This is a genomic window from Sphingobacterium ginsenosidimutans, assembly GCF_039536865.1.
GTDB lineage: Bacteria > Bacteroidota > Bacteroidia > Sphingobacteriales > Sphingobacteriaceae > Sphingobacterium > Sphingobacterium detergens.
Map to the genome: position 1 here is coordinate 1,561,808 of NZ_BAAAZK010000007.1, position 25,581 is coordinate 1,587,388.

A 25,581-nucleotide genomic window follows, 5' to 3' on the forward strand; every position below is an offset into this window, starting at 1 on the left:
GTACATATTTTTTTCCATCATTCAGATGGAGCTTATCCTATTTGAAATTACTTTTACCTACTCCTTCAACCGATAAAACATACGATCACAGCGGAACACGCTCTCCCGGTTTTACAGGTACCGCTTCTTTCACAACCTTCTTGCGTTTAAGAATATAGCCTCCCAGCGGCGGAAGATTGACCTGAGCAGATTGCACCTGGTTCATCCAATGCAGGTGTTCACTTGCCACATGTTGACTACACACTCCTGAACCGAAATATTTAAGATCGTCCGAACTCAAAACAACTTCCCATTCTCCTGCATAAGGCAGTCCGATACGAAAATCTTCGCGTATAACAGGTGTTAAATTAATCACAACCACGGTATCATCCCATTGATCAAATGCCTTACGCCAATAGACCAAGACCGAATTTTCACGGTCGCCAGCATCTATCCATTCAAACCCTGAAGCATCAAAAGCCTTTTGAAAGAGGCTGGGTTGTTGTTGATAAGTCGCATTTAAATCGGCTACAAATTTTTTCATACCCTGATGTGGCATAAATTCCAACAGATGCCAGTCGAGCGATTGATTCACATTCCATTCGGACGTTTGTCCAAACTCTCCACCCATAAACAGCAATTTCGTCCCTAAGAAAGTATACATGAACAAGTATAACGCCCTTAGGTTAGCAAACTTTTGCCACTCATCGCCAGGCATTTTATAAATCAGGGGCTGTTTTCCATAAACAACTTCATCGTGTGACAGCGGGAGCATAAAATTCTCATGAAAAGCATATACTGTGGCAAAAGTGATACGGTCGTGATGGTATTTTCTATTGATTGGATCTTCCTTAAAATAATCCAATGTATCGTGCATCCATCCCATCATCCATTTCATTCCAAATCCCAGACCACCGGCATAGGTTGGTTTACTGACACCAGGCCATGAGGTCGATTCTTCGGCGATGGTCTGTACATCCGGAAAATGTGCATAAACAGCCTCATTAAATTCTTTTAGGAATTGTACGGCTTCCAGGTTCTCATTTCCACCGAATTCGTTCGGAATCCACTCACCGGCATTGCGGCTATAATCCAGATACAACATCGAAGCGACTGCATCTACGCGAAGTCCATCGATATGGAAACGATCCAACCAGTAAAAAGCATTACTGATCAGAAAAGAGCGCACTTCATTGCGACCATAATTAAAAATATACGATTGCCAGTCAGGGTGAAAACCCTTTCGTGGATCTTCGTGTTCATAAAGACTTGTACCATCGAAGCGATAAATTCCATGTGCATCACCGGGGAAATGTGAAGGTACCCAATCCAATAGTACCCCAATTCCGGCCGCATGGAGCGCTTCGATCAGGAACATTAAATCCTGCGCAGAGCCATAACGCGAGCTTGCAGCAAAATAACCTGTAATCTGATATCCCCATGAGGGGTAATAGGGGTGTTCCATCAAAGGCATAAATTCTACATGCGTAAAATTCATTTCCTTGACATACGCCACAAGCTGTACAGCAATCTCCCGATAGTTTAATAGCGTATCTGGGCTCTCCGGATCTCTTGCCCATGAACCAAGGTGCAGTTCATAGACTGACCATGGCTGGTCCAGTCTATTTTTTACGATACGCTCCTTCATCCAGTTTCCGTCATTCCATTCGTACCAATTAGAATGGACGATGGATGCCGTTTTAGGTGCTACCTCCCATTTGAATGCGAATGGGTCACCTTTCTCAAGCTCTTCTCCTGAAGAGGTCTGAATACAATATTTGTAAGTTTCACCATTGGCTATTCCGGGAATAAAACCTTCCCAGATTCCACTTGTGTCCCAGCGGACATGTAAAGGATGACTCCCCTTGTCCCAGAAATTGAAGTTTCCTGTTACGGAAACGGATTTTGCATTTGGGGCCCAAACCGCAAAATAAACGCCTCTTTCACCCTCTACTTCCAGTTCATGCGAACCAAATTTTTCATACAATTTGAAATGCCTGCCCGATTGGAACAGCGCAACATCAAATTCCGAAAAAAGACTATGCGGTATTACTTGATTGGCCATGTTTAACCCTCTATCAATATGTTTTCAAATTCACGTGCGACATTAATCCAATATCGCCCTTGTTCATCTTTTTGTATTTTTGTATCAATCCCATCTGTTTTCACCTTTTTAACAGCAAATGGTAGACCTATCAATTGCAACTTATACTCTTCATATCGCTCGGTAAATAATCCGTCGCGGGTCTGCTTGATAGAAAGGGAATCTTTTAATCCAGACAGTGTAAAACATTTTTCCAAATAGATATCTTGTTCATACGCAAACGTATCACCATGATCAGAATACACGTATGAACGATGTACTCCTTCAGAAAAATAGATATTCAATTGCAGTTCTTCCACTTTCTTTTCACCAGTGTATTGCATGACTGGATATTCTGGAATAACAGATCCACCACGAATAAATAATGGCATTTCATCCAGCGGTGTTGCGATAGTATGTTCCTTTCCACCAATATAAACCTCATTATTAAAGTAATAGAACCAGTCTCCCGCAGGAAGGTAAACGATCTTGCTCTTCTGACCGGGTTGCAACACTGGTGACACCAATATTTTATCGCCAAAACAGAACTCTTCTTCACGTTGCCAATTGGTTGGAATATGTTGCTCTACCATCGAAATTGGACGCAAAATCGGATAACCATATTTCGTTTGTTCCCAAAAACAGGTATAGATATAGGGTAACAGTTTATATCGCAATTCTATAAACTTTTTATTTATTTTCTCCCAGTCTTCACCAAAACTCCAAGGTTCACGATCACGGGTATCCCCTGCGGAGTGCACACGCATAAATGGCGAAAAAACACCAAATTGCATCCACCTTGTAAACAGCTCCCCATCGGGTTCCCCTGTAAATCCACCAATATCCGTTCCGCAAAAAGACATCCCTGACGTCGACAAACGCTGCAACTGCAGGGTGCCAAGCTTGAGATGCTCCCAACTCGCTAAATTATCTCCAGTCCAAACCGAAGAATAACGTTGTGTGCCAGCATAAGCCGCTCGTGTAATGGTAAATGGCCTTTTGTTTTTATACAATTTCTTTAAGCCATCATAGGTAGCACGCACCATCTGCATACCATAGACGTTATGTGCTTTGCGGTGCGATCCACGATGTCCATCGTATTGATGTCTGACATCATCTGGAAAAGTCCCACGACCAAAAACCGCTGGTTCATTCATATCGTTCCAAAAACCTGCCACACCATCCTCCACCAGGCCCTGGTATAAGGTTCCCCACCACTGTCTGACCTCAGGGTTTGTAAAATCAGGGAATTGACAGCGCCCAGGCCAGACAAATCCCTCCATAAAATAATCATCGCCACGGCGACAGAAATATTTATTCTCTTTACCTTCCCGAAATACCCAATAGTTTTCATCCACTTTAATTCCCGGATCAATCATGACCACTGTCTTAAAACCCTCGTTGGCAAGATCAGCAATCATTTTTTTCGGATTTGGAAAATATTGTTTATTCCATGTAAAACAGCGGTAGCCATCCATGTAATCAATATCCAGGTAAATGGCGTCACATGGGATTTGTCTTTTTCTGAATTCTTCGGCCACTTTACGCACATTGGCTTCCGGATAATAGCTCCATCGACATTGATGATAACCAATAGCCCAAAGTGGAGGCAAATAGTGAGTTCCCGTCAAGGTATGATACCTACGGATCACGTCAATAATATGCGGACCATGGATATAGTAATATTGTAATTCACCACCTTCCGACCAAAAGCTAGTCTTTCCTGGATCCTCGGCAGCAAAATCGAAATAGGTCTTAAACGTATTATCAAAGAAAATACCATAAGCTTCACCATCCTTTAGTCCAATGTAAAAAGGAATGGTTTTATATAAAGGATCCTGATCATAAGCAAAGGCATAGGTGTCCGAGTTCCAATTCTTTAATCGCTTACCACGAAGATTAAGCTTAGTGGCCTTATCGCCCAGTCCATAAAATGCTTCATTTTCAAAAGCAACTTTAGTACTATAAACATAATATCCGCCAAAATCCGGACTTTCTTCCCAGTGCATTGGAGCCAAATCGGCATTAAACAGTTTACCCGCTCTGTCAGAAAAGGAAATCAAAAAGTCGCTTTTATTGATGCGACATGAAATGGTGTTTGTATGAACACTATAATGGTCTACCTCCTCTTTACATTGGTGTATACTGACGCGATGGTCTTTCTTTGCCAGGGCATAGGAAAAATCTTCCAAAAATGTCCCCTGTGGTGCCAATCGAACACGTACAATCTCATCCGTTACGATCTTAATCTCGACTTTTGCCTTACCATCGGAAAAATAGTATGATTTGTCATTTTGATTGTGGGATACAACTGTTTCGAGGTATTTCTTTTCAATTTTAGGTAAATCCAATACCGGATTATTCACATGATGCATACTTTCCAAAGTACCATCATTTTCTTCCTCGTTTAGTGTGGTTTGATTTAGGTTGTCGTCTTCAAGCATAGCTGTAATATGTTAAAAGTTTCTGAAGGCTTAATTCCTCTTTAAGATAGAAAAATTATCCTGCGCCGACAACAAAACATAAAAAAAAATCCCGTTCCTTAAAAGGAGCGGGATTATCCATATCAGATGGGACTACATCTACTATTTTATAAAATGAGCGCGCAGCATCCAAGCCATTTTCTCGTGTTTTTCCAACAAGCCCACCAAAAAATCTTCCGTACCATTATCAGCGGTTCCCTCCACGACAGCAATATCCCCACGAATTGACATCGCAATAGACTCGTGATCCGACAGCAGCTCTTTATAATAAGATTGACTATCTGTCTTTTCAGATGTTGATTCTGTCAAACGCGTTAATTTTAGATATTTATCAAATGTACCTACCGCATAGTGACCCAATGTACGTACACGCTCCGCCACTTCATCAATAACTTCTGCCAACTCATCGTATTGGGATTCTAAAAATAAATGAGCAGCGTGAAAATCAGCTCCTTCAACATTCCAATGCGCATTGCGTGTTTTCATATAAATAATATGCTCATCGGCCAATAAGACATTGAGCAATTTCGCAACTTTTTTTAAGTCTGCATCTTTAATTCCAATTGAAGTTTTCATATTGTGTTTATTTGTTAACTATATCTTTTAATTGCTTAGTTAAATTTACCCAAAAAAGAAGTGGAAACAAAAAAAACTGGGCTTAAAATGTCATTTCAATAGCATAATAACCGTATTTTTGCAGGCAGAATATTATTAGAGGGAAAACTGTGGGTACTTTAGACAACAACGCTTATTTTCATGCATTCAAAGAGGATATTTCGGGTATCGAACTCCCCCTGCGATTTACCTTTCCATTTTGTTATGAACCACATGCGCTAGCCATTATCGCTGCGGAAGAACTTCAAACTTATTTGGAGACGCAAAACGAGTGGACGCATAACTTTGGTCTCGAAGAAAATAACGATAGTCTTGCCATAGGCAAGATGTTTGGCATACTGGTTGTCCGCGATCAACAGCATCGGCTCGGATACCTTGCCGCTGTATCCGGCAAGCTTGCTGGCAGCAATAAACACCAATACTTTGTTCCCCCAATATTTGACATGCTGGAAGAGGATGGCTTCTTTCTGAATGAAGAGGTACACTTAAATGCTCTCAACAGGAAAATTGAATTTCTTGAAAACAGTGAAGAACTTGAACAGACAACAAGCAATCTCAATAGATTAAAAGGCTATTGGGACACACAGCTTGAGCTGCTCAAAACAAAGCTTAGAAGTCAGAAAAAAGAACGCAAGGAAACCCGAACAAGATTGCGTCCCCTCCTATCGGATGAAGACTTCGAAATGCTCATGGAGGATATGCGCAGTCAAAGCCTAAAAGACAAACAGGAACTCCAACGCTATCAGTATGACATGCATCTGGCGCTGGAATCTGAAAACCTTAAGCTCCAACAATTGCTTTCCGAGATTTCTGCATTGAAAGAAGAGCGTAAGATACGATCTGGAAATTTGCAAAAGAGACTTTTTGAACAATATAATTTTTTGAATGCAACTGGGCAGCACAAGAATGTTGTTGCTATTTTTCAGGACTTTGACCAAAGCACGCCACCCGCGGGCTCCGGAGAATGTGCCGCACCGAAATTATTGCAATATGCCTACAGCAACAACCTTACACCCATTGCCTTGGCCGAATTCTGGTGGGGTTGCTCCCCTTCCTCCGAAATCCGCAGGCACAAAAACTATTACCCGGCTTGCCGTAAAAAATGTGAACCTATTTTAGGTTATATGCTTCAAGGACTAGACGTTGACCCGAATCCTATGCAACAGGAAACAACACTGCAAACGGAGCTCCCGCAAATCTATGAAGATGAAGATATTATCGTCTTCAATAAACCAGCTGAGTTTTTGTCTGTCCCTGGGATATACGTCAAGGATTCAGTCTACAATCGTGTACTCCAACGTTATCCTGCAGCGGGCCCTATTATTATTCATCGGCTGGACATGTCCACTTCAGGGCTGTTGGTTGTTGCTAAGAATAAAGAAGCCCACCAATTTATACAGGATCAATTTATACAACATACCATTGCAAAAGAATATATCGCTTTACTCGATGGCATTGTTGAACAGGAATCTGGTCTAATTGATCTCCCGCTCCGTGTGGATCTCGATGACAGGCCCCGACAAATGGTCTGCTACAGCTATGGCAAGCCTGCACAAACCAAATGGGAGAGAATCGCAATTGAAAACGGCAAAACAAGAGTTCGTTTCTATCCACTAACAGGCCGGACGCATCAACTTCGCATGCATGCCGTACATCCAAACGGACTGAATACACCTATTCTCGGTGATGATCTTTATGGCAGAAAATCCAATAGATTACACCTCCACGCCGCTTTTATTAAGTTTATACACCCAGGTTCCAGACAGGAAATCAGCTTTCATATTCCTCCTGATTTTTAACGCAATTGACTATATCGTTACAAAAGTCAGCAAATATTTGATCGGAAAATCATCGTGAAGTCAAAATGTGGATGATAAATTATTGACCTAAATCAATAATTTGAGACAAACAGCTGCAAAACAACCATTTAAACCCAAAAACGATTACGCACATCTCCTTTATTACATTACAATAAAATTTTAATTATTCTTAATTTTTTGCTTCCTTTGTTCACTGATTTTTTGATTTTAATACTTATAAAGTCAGAAATAAAGTAAAAACAACAAAACAATTTTGAATTTTCAAGATTATAGCAATATAATGGAAGCTAAAATAAACACAAAAACCTTCATAACTAAACTCTTTTTCTCGATAACATTTCTGCTATCAGCATCCATGGCCTTTGCTCAAACCAAAACGGTTACAGGTACGGTCAAAGACGCAAAGACAAAGACCCCCATCGCTTATGCCACCGTCGCTGTAGTGGGTGCGCCTGCTGCTGCGGGAACTTCTACGTCGACCAACGCGAATGGAGAGTTTAGGCTGGTATTTCCGACATCTTATGTCAAAATCAGAGCAAGTTATGTCGGTTATGATAATAAGGATGCTTTCGTGACCAATGATGCTGTACAGTCAAAAGAAATTCTGATGGACGCACAAGACAATATGCTGGAGGAAGTTGTTGTCAAAGCCCAGAAGAAAAAATATAGCAATAAAGACAATCCCGCAGTCGCCCTGATCCGTAAGGTTATCGAAAATAAAGAGAAAAATCGCCTATCGGGACAGCAATACGCCGAATTCGATCAATACGAGAAGATGTCTTTGGGATTAAGCAATCTTTCTGAGAAGTTTGTCAACAAAAAAATCTTTAAAAACTATCAATTTCTTTTTGAAACAGACGATTCGGCCAAAACGGCAAATAAATATGTGTTACCGGCTTTTATCGAAGAGAAAATGTCCAAAGTGTATTACCGTAAAGATCCAAGTAAGACCAAGCAGTATATACTCGGTGATCAACGGGCACAGTTTGACCCCAAATTTATCGATAATGATGGTCTAGCAGCATACTTTAACAAGCTCTACGAACAAGTTGATATCTATGATAATAACATCTCATTGGTAACAAATCAGTTTTTGAGTCCGATAGCAAACTCTGCACCTACATTTTATAAATTTTTCATCACTGATACCATTAAAACTTCTCAACCTTGGTTGGTTGAGCTGAGCTTCGTTCCCCGCAATAAAGCAGACATGTTATTTAAGGGCCAGCTGTATGTCACGTTGGATGGTAATTATGCCGTTCAGGGTGCTAATATGACTGTTGCCGATGATATCAACCTAAATTTTGTGCGCGACCTTCAGATTCAGCTCAAATTTGAAAAAGATAGCAAGAGCAGATTTTACCTGAAAACCAGTACATTAGGCATTGATTTTTCACTAACGGAAAAAGGGATGGGAATTCGAGGAAGCCGGACGGTCAACTATAATAATTATAAAGTTGGTATTCAGCAAGCAGATAGTATTTACGATGGTCCTTCTACGGTTATTGCTTACAATATCGAAAATAAGAAAGCAATCAAATCGTTATTTGAAACACAACGCCCATTGGCTTTGGCGCAAAATGAATTGAATATTTACCATAATATTGACACGCTACAGAAAATACCTTCGTTCAGAACCTTCATGGATATTGCTGCCTTGGTTCTTTCAGGTTATAAACAAGCCGGACCTGTAGAAATTGGCCCAGTGAACACATTCTACAGCTTTAACCCTGTTGAAGGATTTCGCTTGCGCATAGGTGGTCGTACAACAGAGGCATTGAGCAAACGCTTCTATGCCGAGACCTATGCAGCCTATGGCTTCAAGGATCAAAAGTGGAAGTACTTTTTTAGTGGGACCTATGCTTTCAATAACAAATCAGTATATTCCTTCCCTATGCACTACATCCGGGCGTCTTATAAAAAAGATACCAAGATCCCTGGACAAAAGCTTGAGTTTATTCAGGAAGACAACTTTTTACTATCCTTTAAACGTGGTGATAATGACCGTTATATCTACGAAACTAACTACGGTTTGGAGTATAAAAAAGAATTCTTGAACCATCTGGCTATTGGTGCCGGATTTAATATCAACAAACAATCTCCAGCAGGTAGCTTAACCTACCAGATGTTGGATGAAAATGGACAAAACAAATTGTTCAACGAATTAAATACAACAGAATTATCGGTCAACTTCAGATACGCGCCGCATGAAGAGTTTTATCAAGGTAAAATCTACCGTACTCCGATTTTCAATCAATACCCGATATTCACATTCAACTATACAGCAGGAATAAAAGGCCTGGCAAAGGGAGAATATAATTACCATAGTTTTAACGTCGGTGCATTCAAACGCTTTTATTTAAGCCAGTTTGGCTTTGCAGATGTCACAGCAGAAGGGAATTACATTGCCGGAAAAGAGATTCCATTTCCTTTTCTAACGATCCACCGGGCAAACCAGACTTATGCGTACCAGTTAAACTCGTACAACTTAATGAACTTCCTGGAATTTGTCAGTGACCACAACGCTTCCATCAATGTGCAGTATTACATGAACGGATTCCTATTGAATAAGATCCCATTGATCAAAAAGCTTAAATTACGGGAGGTCTTTAGTTTCAAAGGTGTTTATGGTGGTCTTCGCAAAGAAAACGATCCAGACGATCCAAATTATGGCTCTAAAGTGTTTGCATGGCAACGCAATGCAGACCAAATTCAAAGTTCATATACATTCGGTTCTGAACCTTATATGGAGGCCAGTATCGGTTTATCCAACATCTTTAAGATTTTGCGTGTAGACTACGTCAAACGTCTAAATTATCTTGACCATGTTGATGCTCCAGCTTGGGGGATCCGCGCCAGAGTCAGATTTGATTTCTAAGAGTTTCCGTAAATTTATATTATAATTTTGAGGCCCTGTCGATTGAGAGAATGACAGGGCCTCTTTTTGTTCTATTGAACAAATCCGGCCGGCGGGGTTCATCTCAACTTTGATCAGGTATACAAAGTTAATCAGAAAACCTCCGATAACGACTCGACTTTGCACCGCGACAGCTATGCAATATCGGGTTGTCCATTCCTTGACAACTGTTCAGCTGAGTTTCGAGATCGCTTCGACTAGTCTTCGGAACTTCTTCGACTGTTGTTCGAGTGTGCTTCGGGAGCGCTTCGACTGGCCTTCGACTATTCTTCGACAAGAAGTCGAAGACCAGTCGAACAGTTGTCGAAGAAATCCCGAACCAGTTCGGACGCTGTTTCGAAGCTGTACCGAAAAGATTCCGAACAACTCACAATGAATATCCGAATGTCTTATACTGAAATAGGTTTACATCTACCGAACAGATTACTATATAGATTTTACATCCTATTTTTTTCTACTGGATGTGGGTGTCATTGTCTGTTTTCTTACTGTTATCAGTTGTCCTTTCCCTTGCTACTGTTTCCCTGGTTTTGCTGCGGAACTTTTTTGCTTCGAGGCTACGTCTTTGAAACACTTTGGGCACTTTTTGGCTCTGCCATTCCTGATGGGCCTGCTGTGGAGATATCATGTTGCAGGACATATGTGGCCTAAAATGATTGTATATATTGACTGCTTTGACCAGCTGTGCAAGCGCCGTTTTGTAGTCCGGGAAAGTTTCGGCCATCCGATATTCGTTTTTTAGGATACCATTTAACCTTTCTGCCACGGCATTGTCGTATGGGCTCCCGGATTGCGTCATGCTTATTGCAATCCCATTTTCCTGCAATATATTGACATAATTTGTGCTGCAATACTGGATGCCGCGATCGGAGTGGTGGGTCAGACTGCTCTGTGGGTAGATTCTATGTGATATGGCCATCCTGAGCGCTGATATACAGGCCTGGGCTGTTGGTCTGTGGGTAAGTTTGTAGCCCACGATCTTTCGGGAATAGGCATCTGTGACCAGGCAGAGATAGATCCATTTGTCCCGGATGCGGATGTAGGTGATATCACTTACCCATATCTGCTCGGGACGCAGGGCCTGCCTGCGCTGCACAAGGTCGGGCCACTTTTTGAAACGGTGGTCGGATTGGGTGGTGATGGCATACCTGCGTTTGCACTTGACCAAAAGATCATTCTCACGCAACAGTCGGAAGAAAGCATCCCTTCCCAGTCCAGCCATCGCGCTGCCCATTTCTTTGGCCAATATGCTGCGGAGTTTAAGGGTACCCATGCGATGGGAGTCCTTCCGAATTTCACGTACCCGCTCCAACACAAGCCCGCTGCGAACAGAATATTCCTGCTCTCTGCCCATATATTTATAATAGGATTGCCTTGTTCTGCCAAATAGTCCACAAAGTCTGGAGACCGAAACATTCTGGTAACACGACTTCATTTCCCGGACGATTTGGCCCCAGACTTTTTTACAAAATCAGCCCCATGGAGCTCCTCCGCTTTTTTGATCAGCATCTCCAGGGCAATAATCTTAAGGTTCGCCTGGAAAAGTTCATCCCTGAGATCCTGCTCATTTTTCACCCCGGCATCTTCTGATTCCACAGTCTGGGGAACTTCAAGCTCCAGATTGCTTTCCCACTGCTGGTACCATTTCATAAAATAACGCGGAGTGGCTTCCCCAGGAAGATTGTACTTCTGGGCAAGTTGTGAATAACTCAGCTTGCCGGCAAGGTATTCTCTGGAAACGAGGATTTTGAAGCTATCACTGTAAACTTGCTGTCCCCCTGATTTACGTTTTGTCATACGCTTTTTCATAATATTAAATTTAAGATTTTAATATTCGGTTTTTGTAAACCTTTTTCAGGAATGGACAGAAGAAATCCCGCGTAGGTCATGAAAAATGATAGGAAAAAATTCCTATGCCGAAGAAAGAAAGAAAGAAAGAAAGAAAGAAAGAAAGCATGATCAAAAAACAAAAAAATCCCCCTTGCAAACAGCAAGGAGGATAAAATTAGAATATGACGATGGTTAGTTTTTCTTTTTAAAAGCATCTACACCGCTCTGTAGAAATGCCTTGTATTGTTCAACATTGTAATTTGCGCCACTTTGAGGAACCAATATCTGACCATTTGGGTCGACGATTACATATAGTGGTTGCGAATTACTATTGAATGATGAAGCTTGAAAATCGCTGTTTTTATTTCCGATAGTCTTTATTTTTTTATTACTATACTTGGAAACATATTGCTCATTGGCAGGCAATTCAGTTTTATCATCCACAAATAACTCTGCCATAACAAATTCTTCTTTCAACAATTTGGCTACCGCAGGATCTGTCCATACATTTGCTTCCATTTTACGGCAGTTGACACAATTCCATCCAGTGAAGTCTATTAAAACGGGTTTGTTAAGTTCTTTTGCTGTTGCTAAAGCCTGATCGTAATCATAATAAGGATCAAAGCCCTTTGGTGTACCACGCTCATGGAATATCTCTGCATATTTTTTAACTTTTCCATCCGTATGTGCTGCGGAGCCACTTCCAACTCCGGTAGATAAATCAAAATCTTGGGTTGCAGATGGCGGTAAAAAGGCTGAAATAGACTTCAAAGGTGCACCCCATAAGCCCGGAATCATATACACAACAAAAGAGAAAACAACAATAGCCAATATCGTTCTTGGAACGGACAGAAATTTAAGATCACTATCATGAGAAAACTTAATCTTACCTATCAGATAAAGCCCCATCAAACCAAATACTACAATCCATAGCGACAGAAACACCTCTCTGTCTAACCAATTCCAATGGTAAGCCAAATCTACATTTGACAAGAATTTCAAAGCTAGCGCCAATTCTAAAAATCCAAGTACCACTTTAACACTGTTCAACCAGCCGCCTGACTTGGGCAGAGATTTAAGCATCGATGGGAACATCGCAAATAACCCAAAAGGAATTGCCAAAGCGATAGAGAATCCTAACATACCAATGGCTGGGCCCAATCGTTCACCTTTTGAAGCAGCTTCCACCAACAGAGTTCCGATGATCGGACCCGTACAGGAAAACGATACCAACGATAAACTAAATGCCATAAAAAATAGACCAATAAGCCCACCTTTATCCGATTTGGCATCCATTTTATTGACAAATGAACTCGGTAAAGTTATTTCGAATGCACCGAAAAAAGATGCGGCAAATACCACTAACAGTAAGAAGAAGATAAAATTAAAAATTCCATTGGTTGAAAGTGCGTTGAGTGCATCAGAACCGAATGCAATGGTAATAATCATCCCCAAAGCAACATAGATCACGATAATAAAGAGACCATATAATAAAGCCTTGCTGATACCACTGGCGCGACTACCAGACTGTTTGGTGAAGAAGCTCACCGTCAACGGAAGCATCGGAAATATACATGGCATCAATAAGGCAGCAAAGCCCCCAACCAAGCCCGCGATGAAAATACTCCAAAGCGATTTTTTACCGTTTTTAGCAGAATCTCCCGCATTAGCGGTCGCAGCGACCGTTTTGCTGGAATCAACACTTGCCGTCACCGTGTCCGGTGACTCTTCGAATGATAGCGAATCCGGACTGATTGTACCATCCGTAAATTCGATACCTTCCATATTAGCCGTGCTATCCTGCTGCGCAAACATAGCGAGAGGAAGAATAAGCAGGAGTAAAAGGATTAATAGTTTAAAATTAGTTTTCATCAGCGTATAATGTGTTTTTCATAATTTATTTGCTTTGAGACCTATTTATCGTTCCAATGTAAATAAAACCCGAGGAGTATGACGCTCCCCGAGTTAACTATAAACATATGAAACTAAATCTTATTAGGCTCCAAATACAGGATTTGGTAGTCTACATATCGGTTGAAAGCCCAGAAAATCAACATCACTGGATAGATATCCCGGTTTAACAGGCTCTTCCTTAACCAAATCTGTGCTTAAATATTTTTTATTATCATCACATAGTAGCGTAACGACTACTGCACCATCCCCCAGCTCCTGTTGTAACTTAATGGCACCAATAACATTTGCGCCCGAAGAAATCCCAACGGCAAGTCCCAATTGCCTTGATAATTTCTGCGCCATAATGATCGAATCGCCATCATTGGCACAAACGACCTCGTCCAATTCATTCAGATCAACAATAGCCGGTATAAATTCATCAGATATACCTTGAATACGATGTGAACCTACTTTATGTCCTGTTGTCAATGTTGGACTCTCCGCAGGTTCCAAAGGATGTACACGAACACTTGGATTCGCCTTCCGTAAACTACGTCCTACCCCCATAACCGTTCCGCCTGTTCCCACTCCTGCTACAAAGGCATCTGCCACTAGCCCCTGCTCTTCCAATTGTTTGACAATTTCGTAACCAGTCGTTTTTTCGTGTGCCTCCGCGTTATATTGATTTTCGAACTGTCTGGGTAGAAAAACCCCACCCGCAGCAGCAAGCTCTTCACTCAAACGAATACTGCCCAAAAAGCCACCCTCTTCTTTGCTGATCAACTGAATATCAGCGCCCATACTTCTAATAATATCGGTACGCTCTTTACTCAACCAATTCGGCATAATAATCTTCACCTGATGCCCCAAAGCCTTACCAATTGCTGAGAAGGCAATCCCAGTATTTCCACTTGTAGCTTCGATAACAACATCTGTTGGTCTAATTTGGCAATTCATATATGCTTTATACAAAATATACAAAGCCATTCTGTCTTTGATACTACCTGTTAAATTGTAATTCTCACATTTTACAAATACCCGGCCTGGCTTACCTTTGTAGGTATACTGCAATTCCAACATTGGCGTGTTTCCAACCAATCTCCACAAATGCTTAAATCTTTTGTCCAATGCAGGTGATAAACATGCACTTAGTAATTCTTGTTCAGCCATTTTTATATAAATGATTATTCTGTTGCAAAATTGACCAATAACAAGATATTATTCAATAGATAACTATAATTTCAAAAAAAATTAAATAAAAACAGATAAATAACAATAAATTATTCACTCAAACATTGTAATTTTGTAGCAACACCGAAAATATTCAGATTATGGAATTGGATGAAATTGATTTAAAACTGCTACGCTTATTACAGCAAGATGCTTCATTAAGTAATAAAGAACTGTCTTTCGAATTGAATAAATCAATTGCAGCAGTACACGAAAGGGTAAAAAAATTAAAAAGACTAGGTTATATCAAGAAAACTGTGGCAATCTTGGATCGGCATAAGATCGGTATCGGATTAATTTCGTTTTCGCAGGTATTCCTCAAAGCACATACCTTCGAAGTACTGAATGAATTTGAAAAAGAAGTGGCTAAATTTCCTGAAGTCATGGAATGCTATCAGATGGCCGGGTCTTATGATTTCATGTTGCGTATTGCCACCAAAGACATGGATGCCTATCATATCTTCTTAAGACATCGCCTTGCTGTATTACCGCAAGTCAATACAGTACAGACTTATTTTGTGTTATCGGAGACAAAAAGTGAAACCGCCTATCCCCTCTAATGAAACAGAGCCTATCTAAAAAATTGAGGTATTGATTTATACAAAATCAATACCTCAAATATATCAATCAATCAATCAATCAATCAATCAATCAATCAATCAAATAGTAAAGTTCCGCTGACATTCCAGCTACTGAAGCTTGTCCCTTCAGGAGCTCCTTGCGGGATCTGAACCTGTAATTTGTAATCACCAGCTTTTAAATCGCCCAAGTCGATATAAATCGGTGGAGTCACAGTTCCTGGGCACCAGTTGGAACGGCTCAGATCAGATGAAGACAATCCAGTGGCAAAATTACCTGAAGCAGGGTTGGATAAACGATAAGAGCCACAATCGTTGCGCCAAGGCGTGTATTTAAAGAGCAAGGTATCGTTTAAGAAAATACGGTTTTCTTTGGGAACAAACTCATCACCATTTCCCCAGCCTCCATGACCGGTCGTGATATAACGTAATTGTACGTTTTTAGCATCCTGATCCAAACGAAATGACAGTGTCAACCCTTTATCCTTATCGAACATAGATCCATACTCCTGTCCACCCATTTCCATCACATTGGTCGTCGTAAATAATGACATCGTCTTTTTCAGATTTCCTTCCGAACCCGCCTCAAACCCTGGGTGAATTGTAAGCTCAACACTAACTTCATGACCATTCTTATCATAGTTGCCAATGAAAGCACCTACGTACACTTCCTGCTCACTTAACATTCCTGCAAGCTCAGACACGTCCTGTCTGTAAAGAACAGAATCTTGCCAAACCTTATCCTTTAACTGAAGATAGTTAAATTGCTTAACACCAAAGGGTGTAAAGAAACGCATCAATTCAACGATAGGTTCGAAAGTCGCTGTTCTTACCACTCCCTGATAACTCTTGCCATTTCCATTTTCGTACTTCGGTAAGGTTGACATGCCATTTTTCATACCGTCCAAAAAGCTCTGTGCTTTATTGGCCGGAATAATAAAAACGGATCCGGTACGGTCGTATGCATCACCTTTTGATTGCTCCACAAGTTGAACGAACACGTTATCGCTAGCTTTGATTTTTGGTATTTTGACTTTCTTGACAATCACTGTACCATTGGCAAAACGTAAGATTGAATCCGACTTGGTATCATCTGAAAAACGAATGCGTTCCTTTTGGAAAATCGGAAGTTGAACAAAACGGTTTTTCCAGATAAGATCTTTATAGGAAAGTTCGTCATAACGTTTCTCGCTTCCTTTTAATTTCAATTGCTCCGGGATGGTCTTGACTTTCTCTACTTTTGTTGCAAAGGTACGTGTATTGCCATTTCTGATCACCTCTAAAACCAAGCCAAGGTCCTGCCCGAGTTCGCTCGGAGCTCCTTTTACCCCAAGTTTGTCCGTATACCAGATTTCAATCTTATTGGAATTGATACTGGTTTCCACTTTCTTACAGGGATACCCCAAGATGGTCTTGGTTTCGTTAGTCGGGTTGAATTTCTGTTTGGAGAGCGCCAAAGAGTCTCTTGTCAGAATAAGGGAACCATCTTTCAGTTTCGCAATCTTAAGCAAGGTATTTCCAGACGATCGCTCCACCAGTACGCGTTCGTAAGGCGGCAACAATTGTCCTTTTATATCTTTTTCCGAACTCACATAAGTTTCATTTGCATTGGCATAGACCAGTACCCCATTCTGATTGGCGGGTGTATTGCCATTAAAACTTTGATTGTACTGGATCACATAGCTTGTTAGCTTCTGGGCATAAGAGGACAATGACAGACATAAAATTGAAACAAAAAGGATATTTTTCTTCATAGTACGCATATTGGATTAGACACAAAAATAAGAAAGGCTTTAGGAATTCCTAAAGCCTTTCTTATTTTATGCTAAAACGTTTATTTTATCAACCAGATATCTAAAAGATAAAAGACCGCAAAGATGACGGAAGCGTAACCATTGGTGGTCATAAAATCACGGTTTACCCGACTTAAATTTGTCGATGAAAACAGCGTATGCTGATAGATCAACAACCCACCATAGAAAACCACACCTAAATAATAAATCCAGCCGACAGGCATTAAAAACGCTGGTATTAAAACAAATATAAAAGACAGCACGTGTAAACATTCAGATACCCGCATCGCTCCTTTGGTTCCCAACCAGACTGGAATAGAGTTCAACTTATTGGCGCGGTCAAAAGCTTCATCCTGCAAGGCATAAATAATATCAAAACCACTCACCCAGGTCAGTACAGCAAAGCCATACAGGACAGGTACAGTTGCAAATTGCCCCGTGATAACGAGATATGCTCCGATCGGCGCTAAACCCAATCCTGCTCCTAATACCAAATGGCATAAAGGCGTGATACGTTTGGTATAAGAATAAAAAAGCACCACAAAAAGTGCAATCGGCGACAACATAAAGCACAGGGAGTTTATAAAATAAGTCGCTGTGACAAAAAGTAAGCAGTTGACGATGGTAAAGATCAGCGCATTTTGGGCAGAAATCTTCCCTGCAGGAATATCCCGCATTGCAGTTCTCGGATTGATCGCATCAATATCGCGATCCAAGTACCTATTGAAAGCCATCGCTGCATTTCGCGCCGTTACCATGCACAATAACATTAATAGTAACAGTTTCCAATAGAAAGCATATTCCGTGGTATGCAGCGCCAAAAAGAAGCCAATAAGGGCAAATGGCAATGCGAATACACTGTGGGCAAATAAAACTAAGGAAAGATACTTCTTCATGAGATGATCTTATTAGACTTTAAAACGTTCGTCATCCTATCCCCGACAATGATCAGATTGACGAAGCTATTGTTTTGAACCAATATTTATTTTTTAGAAATACTTAAAACGGCATTCTTTCTTCCGGCTCGGGCCCGACAAATCGGCGGTTGACCTCATCAATGGTCTCCAAAATAGGCTCGTGACCTAATTTCTTTTCTGCCGAAGTTAAAAAGACCGTTGGCACCTCCTCAAACCATTGCAAAAGCTGCTTCTTAAATTTCGCGATATTTGCATCAGATTTCACTGCCGATTGTTTGTCTGCTTTGGTAAAGACCAGCATAAAAGGTAAACCGCATTCACCCAACCAATAACAGAAGTCAAGATCGATCTTCTGTGGCTCAAGACGACTGTCCACCAGAACAAATACACATTGCAGATTATCTCTATGTGTCAGGTATCTGCGAATGAATTTCTCCCATTCATTGCGACTCGTTTTGGATGCTTTCGCGAATCCATAACCGGGCAAATCGACCAGATACCATGTATCGTCTATAATAAAATGATTGATCAATTGAGTCTTACCAGGTTTTTGAGAGGTCTTGGCAAGGCCCTTCTTATTTGTCATTGCATTGATCAAAGAAGATTTACCTACATTAGAACGACCTATAAAGGCGTACTCAGGCAAATTTGGCGCAGGTAATTTGTCAACTCTCGTGTTACTACACACGAATTCGGCTTTTTTTACTTCCATGGAACAAAGGTACATTAAATGAATCCGTTTGACAAGGTTTCCGCCGCTTCTATACCAGAAAAAACTTCATGGTCATGCTGTAACATTTACGGGCATTTACATACTAATAGTCAAAATAAACAAGTGTATCTTTGATAACACAGGATATATGCTCTTTTTTCTCCATACAGAATTTAATTAAACCTTAGAAAAGATGTTACTCGAAATCAATCATGTCACCAAGGATTACGCCAATCATCGCGCATTGGACGATGTATCCATCCAGATTCCAAAAGGAAAGATTTTTGGGCTACTGGGACCCAATGGGGCTGGAAAAACATCACTGATCCGTATCATTAACCAGATCACTGCACCCGATTCCGGTGAAATCCGATTTAATGGGGAAGTATTAGGCGCACAGCATATTGCCCAGATAGGCTATCTTCCGGAAGAACGTGGTCTCTACAAAAAAATGAAAATCGGGGATCAGATGCTTTACCTGGCGCAATTGAAAGGGCTTTCAAAAAAAGAAGCTTTACATCGAATACACGATTGGTGCGAGCGACTTGATATAACTTCATGGTGGGACAAGAAGATTGAAGATCTCAGCAAAGGAATGCAGCAGAAGGTGCAATTTGTAGCCACGGTTATTCACCAACCGCAATTGATTATCCTTGATGAACCCTTCTCAGGTTTTGACCCAGTGAATGCTAATATCATCAAAGAACAGATCCTACGCTTAAATGCGGAAGGTGCTACCATTATCTTCTCCACCCATCGTATGGAAACGGTAGAAGAGCTTTGCGATCATATTGCTTTGATCCACCGCTCCAAGAAAATCCTGGATGGTCGCGTACAAGATATCAAGAAAGACTATAGAAATCAAACCTATACGTTGGAATTTACCCTCAATGCAGAAGGCATTGACATCAGCAATGAAAGTCTATTTAAAATTGTCAGCTCATCACAAAAAGAAAATATTTACAATACTACTATTCAGCTAAATAAAGATGTTAATATAAACAATATATTAACATCTTTATTACCAAAAATACAGCTCAATCAAATCATTGAGCTTGTCCCTTCCATGGCAGATATTTTTATCCAGAAGGTTACTGAGGTCTCAACTTTATCCCCAGATCATGCATAAGATATTACTCATCATCCAACGGGAATATCTATCCCGAGTCAAGAAAAGATCATTCATTGTAATGACTTTCGCGGTCCCGCTTTTCTTTTTTGCGCTGTATGCAGGTATGTTTTACCTGACAAAAAAGAGCTTTAAAGATGCCCATACAGAAGTCTTTATCATTGATCAACAGGGCGACTTCGCTAATAGGCTTCAAAGCAATAAAAATGTAAGCTACAAGAAGAGTCAGCTACCGCTGCAGCAACAAAAACAACGCCTGGCCCAAGAGCAAACCAAACAGGCGATCTTATACATCCCTCAAGATATCCTGACAACACAAAAGGCTGAATTGATCACCAGCGGCAAAACAAGTTTTGTCACGCAGGAGATTATCAGTGGTCAGTTGGAAGATATCATTCGGGAAAAAGAATATAAAGCCAAAGGGATAGACCTCAAGCTGATTCAATCCATTAAACCTAAGGTGGATATTGAAGCGAAAGAAATAACGGCAGACGGTGAGGAAAAAAACAGCAATACGGCAATAGCCATGGGGATTGGCGTCGCCTTGGCTATTTTGGTTTACCTGTCCCTCTTTCTCTATGGCGCGCAAGTCATGCGGGGTATCATTGAAGAAAAAAGCAATCGCATTATAGAAGTTATTATTTCCTCTGTAAAGCCCTTTCAGCTTATGATGGGTAAAATTGTGGGCATCGGTATGGTTGGCCTTACACAATTTGTGATGTGGCTTGTACTCACGCTAGGGCTCTTTCTTGTGGCTACTACATTATTTGTCAATCCACAAGATATACAGGAAGTCGCCGCCGGTCAGCCTGGAGCGGCCAATATGGGAACAGTATCCAAAGCAATGGGACAAGGTAGTTCTGCCTCTATTCTCGCTTCAATCCAAAGTTTCAACTTCACAGAGGTTATTGTCTTCTTCTTTCTGTTCTTTATTGCAGGTTACCTCCTCTATAGCGCTATATTTGCCGCTGCGGGTTCTGCTGTAGATAACGAAACCGAGGCCAATCAGTTTTCCATGCCGATCACCATGCCCCTATTGTTGACGTATATTCTTTCTTTCGGAGTTATCATTAACGATCCCAATGGTCCAATCGCCACCTGGCTGAGTTTTATTCCATTTACATCCCCCATCGCTATGCTGGTTCGCATTCCTTTTGGTGTCCCCTTATGGCAGATATTGACTTCATTGGCTTTGCTTATTTTAACCTTCCTACTGATCACTTGGGTAGCCGCACGTATCTATCGTGTAGGGATATTGATCTATGGAAAGAAAGCCAGTTTCAAAGAAATCATCAAATGGTTCAATTATAAAAATTGATCGGACTGATCAATAAAGCATATAAAGAAGCGAAGGCTGGATTGTACAGTACAATCCAGCCTTCGCTTGTTATCAACCCAACTGTCAAAACCTCAGTTCAAACAGCTCTATAGACCTGTTTTTCCTTCAGTATGACAACTACAGGGCAAATGGGTTAATATCTAATATTGAACTTCTGAAATACAAAATGCCATAGCCATATCGGGCCTATCAGTAGAAATTGCAGAAACTGCTTTCCAGTAATTGCCTTTTTCTCTTTTCCTTTACCAAGAAACAGTGCGACTAGTGCAAGCAGTGCTATCGCCAAGCATACCCATATCACCGCAGGACCGCCGTTTTTTTGTACATATTCCAACTGAACAATAAAAAAGCTCATTGCTCCTATCGAGAACAAAATTGCATAAGACAGGGTTGCGGATAATTTCAGGTAAAAATAGATGATAATTGCAATGAAGAAAGAACCCCAATTCAAAAAGGTGTGCCAATTGAGCTTCACTAAAAATTCAAACTGTGGAAAAGGAATCATCCAAATACAGCCCATCACACCGAAGAATAACAGCGGCAAAAAGATGATCTGAATAATACGATTGGTTGGATCTTGAAAATTAGCATCCAATTCCTCAAAATAGGTATCTACTGGACGTTTCGGTTCTACTTCCTGAACTTTCTTCTTTTGTTTCATTCGGCAAATTTAATAAATATTGATCTGCATAAACCGTTGAACGGAATAATATTCTCATTTTTTTAGTCTGTCGCTTGTCATTATATGCTTTCTTCGACCTTTAACTGGCAATCTCCTATCCAATTCCGTAATATTGCAACATGAAGTCTTACAAACATATCTTATTTGATCTTGATGGTACCCTGACGGACCCTGCTGAAGGCATCACCAAATGCATTGCGTATGCACTCGAAGCAAAAGGAATACATACGCCTGATTTAAATAGCCTGAAGCCATTAATTGGCCCTCCGTTGAAAGATACCTTCATGCATACCTATGGATTTGACGAAAAGGAAGCTTTGGCTTGTGTGGACAAGTACCGTGAGCGCTTTGCGACCCAGGGTTTATATGAGAATCTGCTCTTTGATGGTATCCCCAAATTACTGGAAGGGCTAAAATCGAAAGACTACAAGGTATACTTAGCGACCTCTAAACCCGAAATTTTTGCACATAAGATTTTACAACATTTTGCAATCGACAGTTACTTCGATTTTGCTGGCGGAAGTGCATTGGACGATTCTAGACCGACCAAGACAAGTGTCATTCAGTATGTATTGAACAAGGCCAACCTGGTTGACCCACAGCACTGTATTATGATCGGCGACCGCAAGCATGATTTAATTGGTGCCCGGGAAACGGGCATGGATGCCATCGCTGTGCTTTATGGTTATGGTAGTGAGGAAGAACTTATGAAAGAAAAGCCAACCTATCTGCTGCATAGTGTGGATGATTTAATTCAGTTTTTTGACGCATAAATAAACTTTCGACGGGAACGACTATTCCGCGCGACTGGACAGGTATTCCCCGCATCAAAATATACAGCAAAAAAACGCCCCAATCAATGATTGAGGCGTTTCTATTATTATTTGTTTACCAAAGATCCTGTTTTGTTTTTCAGGACTCTTCCATACGTTATTTTGCGTAAGATACGGATCTCGTCTCCCGGATGACAGTCACTTTAATCTGACCTGGATAAGTCATTTCAGTCTGTATACGGTTTGAAATATCAGCTGCCAATATTTCTGATTGCGCATCCGATACTTTTTCACTCTCAACGATGACACGTAATTCACGACCTGCCTGTATCGCAAAAGTTTTCTCAACACCAGGGTAAGATAGTGCCAAGTCTTCAAGTTCTTTCAAACGTTTGATGTAGCTTTCAACAACTTCACGACGTGCTCCAGGGCGTGCTCCTGAGATAGCATCACAGGCTTGTACAACTGGAGAAATTAAGGCTGTCATCTCAATTTCATCGTGGTGAGCGCCAATGGCATTACAAACATCTGGATGCTCCTTATATTTTTCAGCCAATTGCATACCTAGAATTGCGTGTGGCAATTCAGGATTATCATCAGGCACTTTACCAATATCATGCAATAGTCCGGCACGTTTGGCATGTTTTACATTCAATCCCAACTCAGCAGCCATTGTTGCCGCAAAATTGGCAACCTCACGGGAGTGCTGTAGAAGGTTCTGACCATAAGAAGAACGGTAACGCATGCGTCCCACCATACGGATCAGCTCCGGATGTAAACCGTGGATACCCAGATCGATAGCTGTACGTTCACCAATCTCAACAATCTCGTCTTCAATCTGTGTACGTGTTTTTGCTACGACCTCCTCGATACGAGCTGGGTGGATACGGCCATCCGTTACAAGACGGTGTAAAGCCAAACGGGCGATCTCACGACGTACTGGATCGAAACCAGAAAGGATAATTGCCTCCGGTGTATCATCCACAATGATCTCTACACCTGTTGCAGCTTCCAATGCACGGATATTACGGCCCTCACGACCAATAATACGGCCTTTGATCTCATCATTTTCGATATTGAAAATGGAAACTGTATTTTCGATTGCAGATTCAGTAGCGGTACGTTGGATCGTTTGGATAACGACTTTTTTTGCTTCTTTCGTCGCGGTCAATTTCGCTTCATCTACAATATCCTTGATCTGAATCATTGCTTGGGAACGCGCTTCCTCGCGCAATGAATCCACCAATTGGTTTTTAGCTTCGTCAGCTGTAACACCAGCGATACTCTCCAATTGTTTGATCTGTTGTAATTTTAAAGCCTCGACTTCTTCGGATTTCTTTTCATTAAGTTCAACCAATTTATCCAATTGCTTCTTTTTGGTATCCACATCCTGCTTATCGCGATTGATGCTTTCAAGCTTTTGGTTAATCGATTGTTCTTTCTGTCTCAACGTATTTTCCTTTTGGTTGATGGTGTTGTTACGTTGATTCACCTCCTTTTCATGTTCGGATTTTAATTGAAGGAATTTTTCTTTAGCCTCTAAAAGGCGTTTCTTTTTAATGTGTTCTCCTTCTTGCTCTGCATCTTTTAGTATGCTATTTACCTTATCTTTGGCTTCCTGTTCTTGTTTTTTGAATAACAGAACCAACAGATAACGACCTATAACTACACCAACAATCAGAGAAATTATGATATAAATTGCGACGTCCATGTATGTATAATTGTATTATATATGTTTGTTTTTATTAATTATTAAATTTCAATAGCATAAATATCTTCGCCATTTTTTGAACTGGACACCAGCTGATTTTATGCCATTGGTATTCCGATATACTTCTTGGGAATACCAACGATTGAATCAGACAGGGTTTACATGGTATGCAAACAGGCCCAACGCATGATGGTTTCAAAACAAAAAAAAACCGCAATTAAATTTAAACAGGTCTCATGTATTATTAAACTTCGTGATTACATAATTAGGCTTAGATTATGACCCAGATGGCTTTCGCAAAATGGCCTATATCTTTTTGCGCCTGTAATATTGAAGCGTTAAGTTTAAAATAGTGACAACCCGAATTTAATTGCGGCAAATTCGTCGTTTTAAGCTCTAAATATAAAGAACGTAAATTTATTTGTTAAAGAAATCCGTCAACAACTGATCAAGCTCCTGTACTGAATTCTCCAGCCCCACTTCGTGGTTCTGGGACTGTCGCTCCGCATTTAACATTCGCGTAGCGAACTGCAATACACACATGGACAACAAATCCTGCTTATCTCTAACAGTATAGTTTTCCTGCAATTCCTTTACTTTTTCATTTATCAATTTCGCAGCATGTCGAATCACTTCTTCCTCCGCGCTTTCCACCCGAAGGGGATAAACACGATCTGCGATATTTATTTTTATGGAAATCTCTCCCATTTCTTTGAGCTTTTTAACGTTGTATTAGTTTAAATTCCGATAATCTCCAAATTCCAACTACTTCAACAAACTAATACACTTGTCTATTTCTCGCACAAAATCGTTAATTTTTTGTTTTGTGTCAAGTATTTTTTCATTAATTGCTTCCTTATCCGTTTCTGAATCCAAGGTTCGGGCTACTGCCAGCGCCTTGACTTTCTCTTCCAACTGCTTGCTTTTATCGTTGCTCGCGTCGAAAGCCACTTTTAAGGATTGTACCTCTAATTTAAGCAAATCATTTTCTTCTTGCAAGACTTCGCACATTTGAATTAAGTTTTTCGTTTTCTCAACGATCAGATTCATTTGTGAAGACAATGTTGCCATAGCGTAAATCGAATATTACCAATTAA

At 40.7% G+C, this 25,581-nt stretch carries 21 protein-coding genes; 7 read left to right on the forward strand and 14 right to left on the reverse strand.

Going from position 1 to position 25,581, the window contains the following annotated elements; genetic code table 11:
- Positions 1–85 precede the first annotated feature (85 nt).
- The 3 genes from glgB to ABFX33_RS18970 form a co-directional block, all read right to left on the reverse strand.
- A complete protein-coding gene (glgB, locus tag ABFX33_RS18960; protein ID WP_346087495.1) occupies positions 86–2,044 on the reverse strand; it encodes a 1,4-alpha-glucan branching protein GlgB in 1,959 nt (652 codons plus the stop codon).
- A 2-nt stretch (positions 2,045–2,046) separates the two neighbouring features.
- Positions 2,047–4,506, reverse strand: a complete 2,460-nt coding sequence (locus ABFX33_RS18965; RefSeq protein WP_428835654.1) for a glycoside hydrolase family 31 protein — start codon at positions 4,504–4,506, stop codon at positions 2,047–2,049.
- Between the two features lie 141 nt (positions 4,507–4,647).
- Positions 4,648–5,121 (reverse strand): Dps family protein, encoded by a 474-nt coding sequence (locus ABFX33_RS18970; protein ID WP_120260870.1) that lies wholly within the window; start codon positions 5,119–5,121, stop codon positions 4,648–4,650.
- Between the two features lie 149 nt (positions 5,122–5,270).
- Between ABFX33_RS18970 and ABFX33_RS18975 the strand changes: the two genes are divergently transcribed.
- Together ABFX33_RS18975 and ABFX33_RS18980 are read left to right on the forward strand one after the other, a co-directional pair.
- The gene (locus ABFX33_RS18975) at positions 5,271–6,959 is read left to right on the forward strand and encodes an RluA family pseudouridine synthase (RefSeq protein ID WP_346087497.1); all 1,689 of its coding nucleotides are present in this window, start codon (positions 5,271–5,273) and stop codon (positions 6,957–6,959) included.
- Between the two features lie 301 nt (positions 6,960–7,260).
- Positions 7,261–9,858, forward strand: a complete 2,598-nt coding sequence (locus ABFX33_RS18980) for a DUF5686 family protein (RefSeq protein ID WP_346087499.1) — start codon at positions 7,261–7,263, stop codon at positions 9,856–9,858.
- A gap of 493 nt (positions 9,859–10,351) precedes the next feature.
- On the opposite strand, the gene ABFX33_RS18985 is transcribed toward ABFX33_RS18980, so the two are convergent.
- Complete coding sequence (locus ABFX33_RS18985) at positions 10,352–11,332, reverse strand: IS3 family transposase (protein ID WP_346087501.1); 981 nt, start codon at positions 11,330–11,332, stop codon at positions 10,352–10,354.
- A complete protein-coding gene (locus tag ABFX33_RS18990) occupies positions 11,329–11,706 on the reverse strand; it encodes a transposase (RefSeq protein ID WP_346087502.1) in 378 nt (125 codons plus the stop codon). Before ABFX33_RS18990 ends, ABFX33_RS18985 begins: the two co-directional genes overlap by 4 nt.
- Before the next feature lie 85 nt (positions 11,707–11,791).
- Here ABFX33_RS18990 and ABFX33_RS18995 point away from each other — a divergent pair, with 85 nt between their 5' ends.
- Positions 11,792–11,923, forward strand: coding sequence for a hypothetical protein (locus ABFX33_RS18995; RefSeq protein ID WP_346087504.1), 132 nt, complete (start codon positions 11,792–11,794; stop codon positions 11,921–11,923).
- Here ABFX33_RS18995 and ABFX33_RS19000 read toward each other — a convergent pair.
- Positions 11,920–13,599 (reverse strand): protein-disulfide reductase DsbD family protein, encoded by a 1,680-nt coding sequence (locus tag ABFX33_RS19000; RefSeq protein WP_346087506.1) that lies wholly within the window; start codon positions 13,597–13,599, stop codon positions 11,920–11,922. The two genes, ABFX33_RS18995 and ABFX33_RS19000, sit on opposite strands and share 4 nt — an antisense overlap.
- A gap of 123 nt (positions 13,600–13,722) precedes the next feature.
- A complete protein-coding gene (locus tag ABFX33_RS19005) occupies positions 13,723–14,790 on the reverse strand; it encodes a PLP-dependent cysteine synthase family protein (protein WP_346087508.1) in 1,068 nt (355 codons plus the stop codon).
- A gap of 161 nt (positions 14,791–14,951) precedes the next feature.
- Between ABFX33_RS19005 and ABFX33_RS19010 the strand changes: the two genes are divergently transcribed.
- On the forward strand, positions 14,952–15,410 hold the full coding sequence (locus ABFX33_RS19010; RefSeq protein WP_262903069.1) for an Lrp/AsnC family transcriptional regulator: 459 nt from the start codon (positions 14,952–14,954) through the stop codon (positions 15,408–15,410).
- 95 nt (positions 15,411–15,505) lie between these two features.
- On the opposite strand, the gene ABFX33_RS19015 is transcribed toward ABFX33_RS19010, so the two are convergent.
- The 3 genes from ABFX33_RS19015 to yihA all read right to left on the reverse strand — a co-directional run bounded on the left by ABFX33_RS19015 (position 15,506) and on the right by yihA (position 18,850).
- Complete coding sequence (locus tag ABFX33_RS19015) at positions 15,506–17,182, reverse strand: PNGase F N-terminal domain-containing protein (RefSeq protein WP_346087510.1); 1,677 nt, start codon at positions 17,180–17,182, stop codon at positions 15,506–15,508.
- Between the two features lie 80 nt (positions 17,183–17,262).
- A complete protein-coding gene (locus ABFX33_RS19020; RefSeq protein ID WP_346087511.1) occupies positions 17,263–18,117 on the reverse strand; it encodes a UbiA-like polyprenyltransferase in 855 nt (284 codons plus the stop codon).
- Between the two features lie 103 nt (positions 18,118–18,220).
- The gene (gene yihA, locus ABFX33_RS19025) at positions 18,221–18,850 is read right to left on the reverse strand and encodes a ribosome biogenesis GTP-binding protein YihA/YsxC (protein WP_346087513.1); all 630 of its coding nucleotides are present in this window, start codon (positions 18,848–18,850) and stop codon (positions 18,221–18,223) included.
- Positions 18,851–19,043: 193 nt separating this feature from the next.
- Between yihA and ABFX33_RS19030 the strand changes: the two genes are divergently transcribed.
- A complete protein-coding gene (locus ABFX33_RS19030; protein ID WP_346087514.1) occupies positions 19,044–19,979 on the forward strand; it encodes an ABC transporter ATP-binding protein in 936 nt (311 codons plus the stop codon).
- Positions 19,972–21,297, forward strand: coding sequence for an ABC transporter permease (locus tag ABFX33_RS19035; protein WP_346087515.1), 1,326 nt, complete (start codon positions 19,972–19,974; stop codon positions 21,295–21,297). The genes ABFX33_RS19030 and ABFX33_RS19035 overlap by 8 nt, the downstream gene beginning before the upstream one ends.
- Before the next feature lie 154 nt (positions 21,298–21,451).
- Here ABFX33_RS19035 and ABFX33_RS19040 read toward each other — a convergent pair whose 3' ends face one another.
- A complete protein-coding gene (locus tag ABFX33_RS19040) occupies positions 21,452–21,979 on the reverse strand; it encodes a DUF962 domain-containing protein (protein ID WP_346087517.1) in 528 nt (175 codons plus the stop codon).
- Positions 21,980–22,119: 140 nt separating this feature from the next.
- On the opposite strand from ABFX33_RS19040, the gene ABFX33_RS19045 reads away from it, so the two are divergent.
- Complete coding sequence (locus tag ABFX33_RS19045) at positions 22,120–22,773, forward strand: HAD family hydrolase (RefSeq protein ID WP_346087518.1); 654 nt, start codon at positions 22,120–22,122, stop codon at positions 22,771–22,773.
- 157 nt (positions 22,774–22,930) lie between these two features.
- On the opposite strand, the gene rny is transcribed toward ABFX33_RS19045, so the two are convergent.
- The 3 genes from rny to ABFX33_RS19060 form a co-directional block, all read right to left on the reverse strand.
- Positions 22,931–24,484 carry a ribonuclease Y gene (gene rny, locus ABFX33_RS19050; protein ID WP_120260856.1) on the reverse strand — a complete coding sequence of 518 codons (1,554 nt, stop codon included), beginning with the start codon at positions 24,482–24,484 and terminating at the stop codon, positions 22,931–22,933.
- 417 nt (positions 24,485–24,901) lie between these two features.
- Positions 24,902–25,192 (reverse strand): cell division protein ZapA, encoded by a 291-nt coding sequence (locus tag ABFX33_RS19055; RefSeq protein WP_077432704.1) that lies wholly within the window; start codon positions 25,190–25,192, stop codon positions 24,902–24,904.
- A 57-nt stretch (positions 25,193–25,249) separates the two neighbouring features.
- On the reverse strand, positions 25,250–25,555 hold the full coding sequence (locus ABFX33_RS19060) for a hypothetical protein (protein ID WP_077432703.1): 306 nt from the start codon (positions 25,553–25,555) through the stop codon (positions 25,250–25,252).
- Positions 25,556–25,581: the final 26 nt, after the last annotated feature.

Excerpts from the sequence above, each read along its gene's own strand:
- glgB (WP_346087495.1), bottom strand. The coding sequence starts at position 2,044 with ATGGCCAATCAAGTAATACCGCATAGTCTTTTTTCGGAATTTGATGTT.
- ABFX33_RS18965 (WP_428835654.1), bottom strand. The coding sequence starts at position 4,506 with ATGCTTGAAGACGACAACCTAAATCAAACCACACTAAACGAGGAAGAA.
- ABFX33_RS18970 (WP_120260870.1), bottom strand. The coding sequence starts at position 5,121 with ATGAAAACTTCAATTGGAATTAAAGATGCAGACTTAAAAAAAGTTGCG.
- ABFX33_RS18980 (WP_346087499.1), top strand. The coding sequence starts at position 7,261 with ATGGAAGCTAAAATAAACACAAAAACCTTCATAACTAAACTCTTTTTC.
- ABFX33_RS18985 (WP_346087501.1), bottom strand. The coding sequence starts at position 11,332 with ATGAAGTCGTGTTACCAGAATGTTTCGGTCTCCAGACTTTGTGGACTA.
- ABFX33_RS18990 (WP_346087502.1), bottom strand. The coding sequence starts at position 11,706 with ATGAAAAAGCGTATGACAAAACGTAAATCAGGGGGACAGCAAGTTTAC.
- ABFX33_RS18995 (WP_346087504.1), top strand. The coding sequence starts at position 11,792 with ATGATAGGAAAAAATTCCTATGCCGAAGAAAGAAAGAAAGAAAGAAAG.
- ABFX33_RS19000 (WP_346087506.1), bottom strand. The coding sequence starts at position 13,599 with ATGAAAACTAATTTTAAACTATTAATCCTTTTACTCCTGCTTATTCTT.
- ABFX33_RS19005 (WP_346087508.1), bottom strand. The coding sequence starts at position 14,790 with ATGGCTGAACAAGAATTACTAAGTGCATGTTTATCACCTGCATTGGAC.
- ABFX33_RS19010 (WP_262903069.1), top strand. The coding sequence starts at position 14,952 with ATGGAATTGGATGAAATTGATTTAAAACTGCTACGCTTATTACAGCAA.
- ABFX33_RS19015 (WP_346087510.1), bottom strand. The coding sequence starts at position 17,182 with ATGAAGAAAAATATCCTTTTTGTTTCAATTTTATGTCTGTCATTGTCC.
- ABFX33_RS19020 (WP_346087511.1), bottom strand. The coding sequence starts at position 18,117 with ATGAAGAAGTATCTTTCCTTAGTTTTATTTGCCCACAGTGTATTCGCA.
- yihA (WP_346087513.1), bottom strand. The coding sequence starts at position 18,850 with ATGGAAGTAAAAAAAGCCGAATTCGTGTGTAGTAACACGAGAGTTGAC.
- ABFX33_RS19030 (WP_346087514.1), top strand. The coding sequence starts at position 19,044 with ATGTTACTCGAAATCAATCATGTCACCAAGGATTACGCCAATCATCGC.
- ABFX33_RS19035 (WP_346087515.1), top strand. The coding sequence starts at position 19,972 with ATGCATAAGATATTACTCATCATCCAACGGGAATATCTATCCCGAGTC.
- ABFX33_RS19040 (WP_346087517.1), bottom strand. The coding sequence starts at position 21,979 with ATGAAACAAAAGAAGAAAGTTCAGGAAGTAGAACCGAAACGTCCAGTA.
- ABFX33_RS19045 (WP_346087518.1), top strand. The coding sequence starts at position 22,120 with ATGAAGTCTTACAAACATATCTTATTTGATCTTGATGGTACCCTGACG.
- rny (WP_120260856.1), bottom strand. The coding sequence starts at position 24,484 with ATGGACGTCGCAATTTATATCATAATTTCTCTGATTGTTGGTGTAGTT.
- ABFX33_RS19055 (WP_077432704.1), bottom strand. The coding sequence starts at position 25,192 with ATGGGAGAGATTTCCATAAAAATAAATATCGCAGATCGTGTTTATCCC.
- ABFX33_RS19060 (WP_077432703.1), bottom strand. The coding sequence starts at position 25,555 with ATGGCAACATTGTCTTCACAAATGAATCTGATCGTTGAGAAAACGAAA.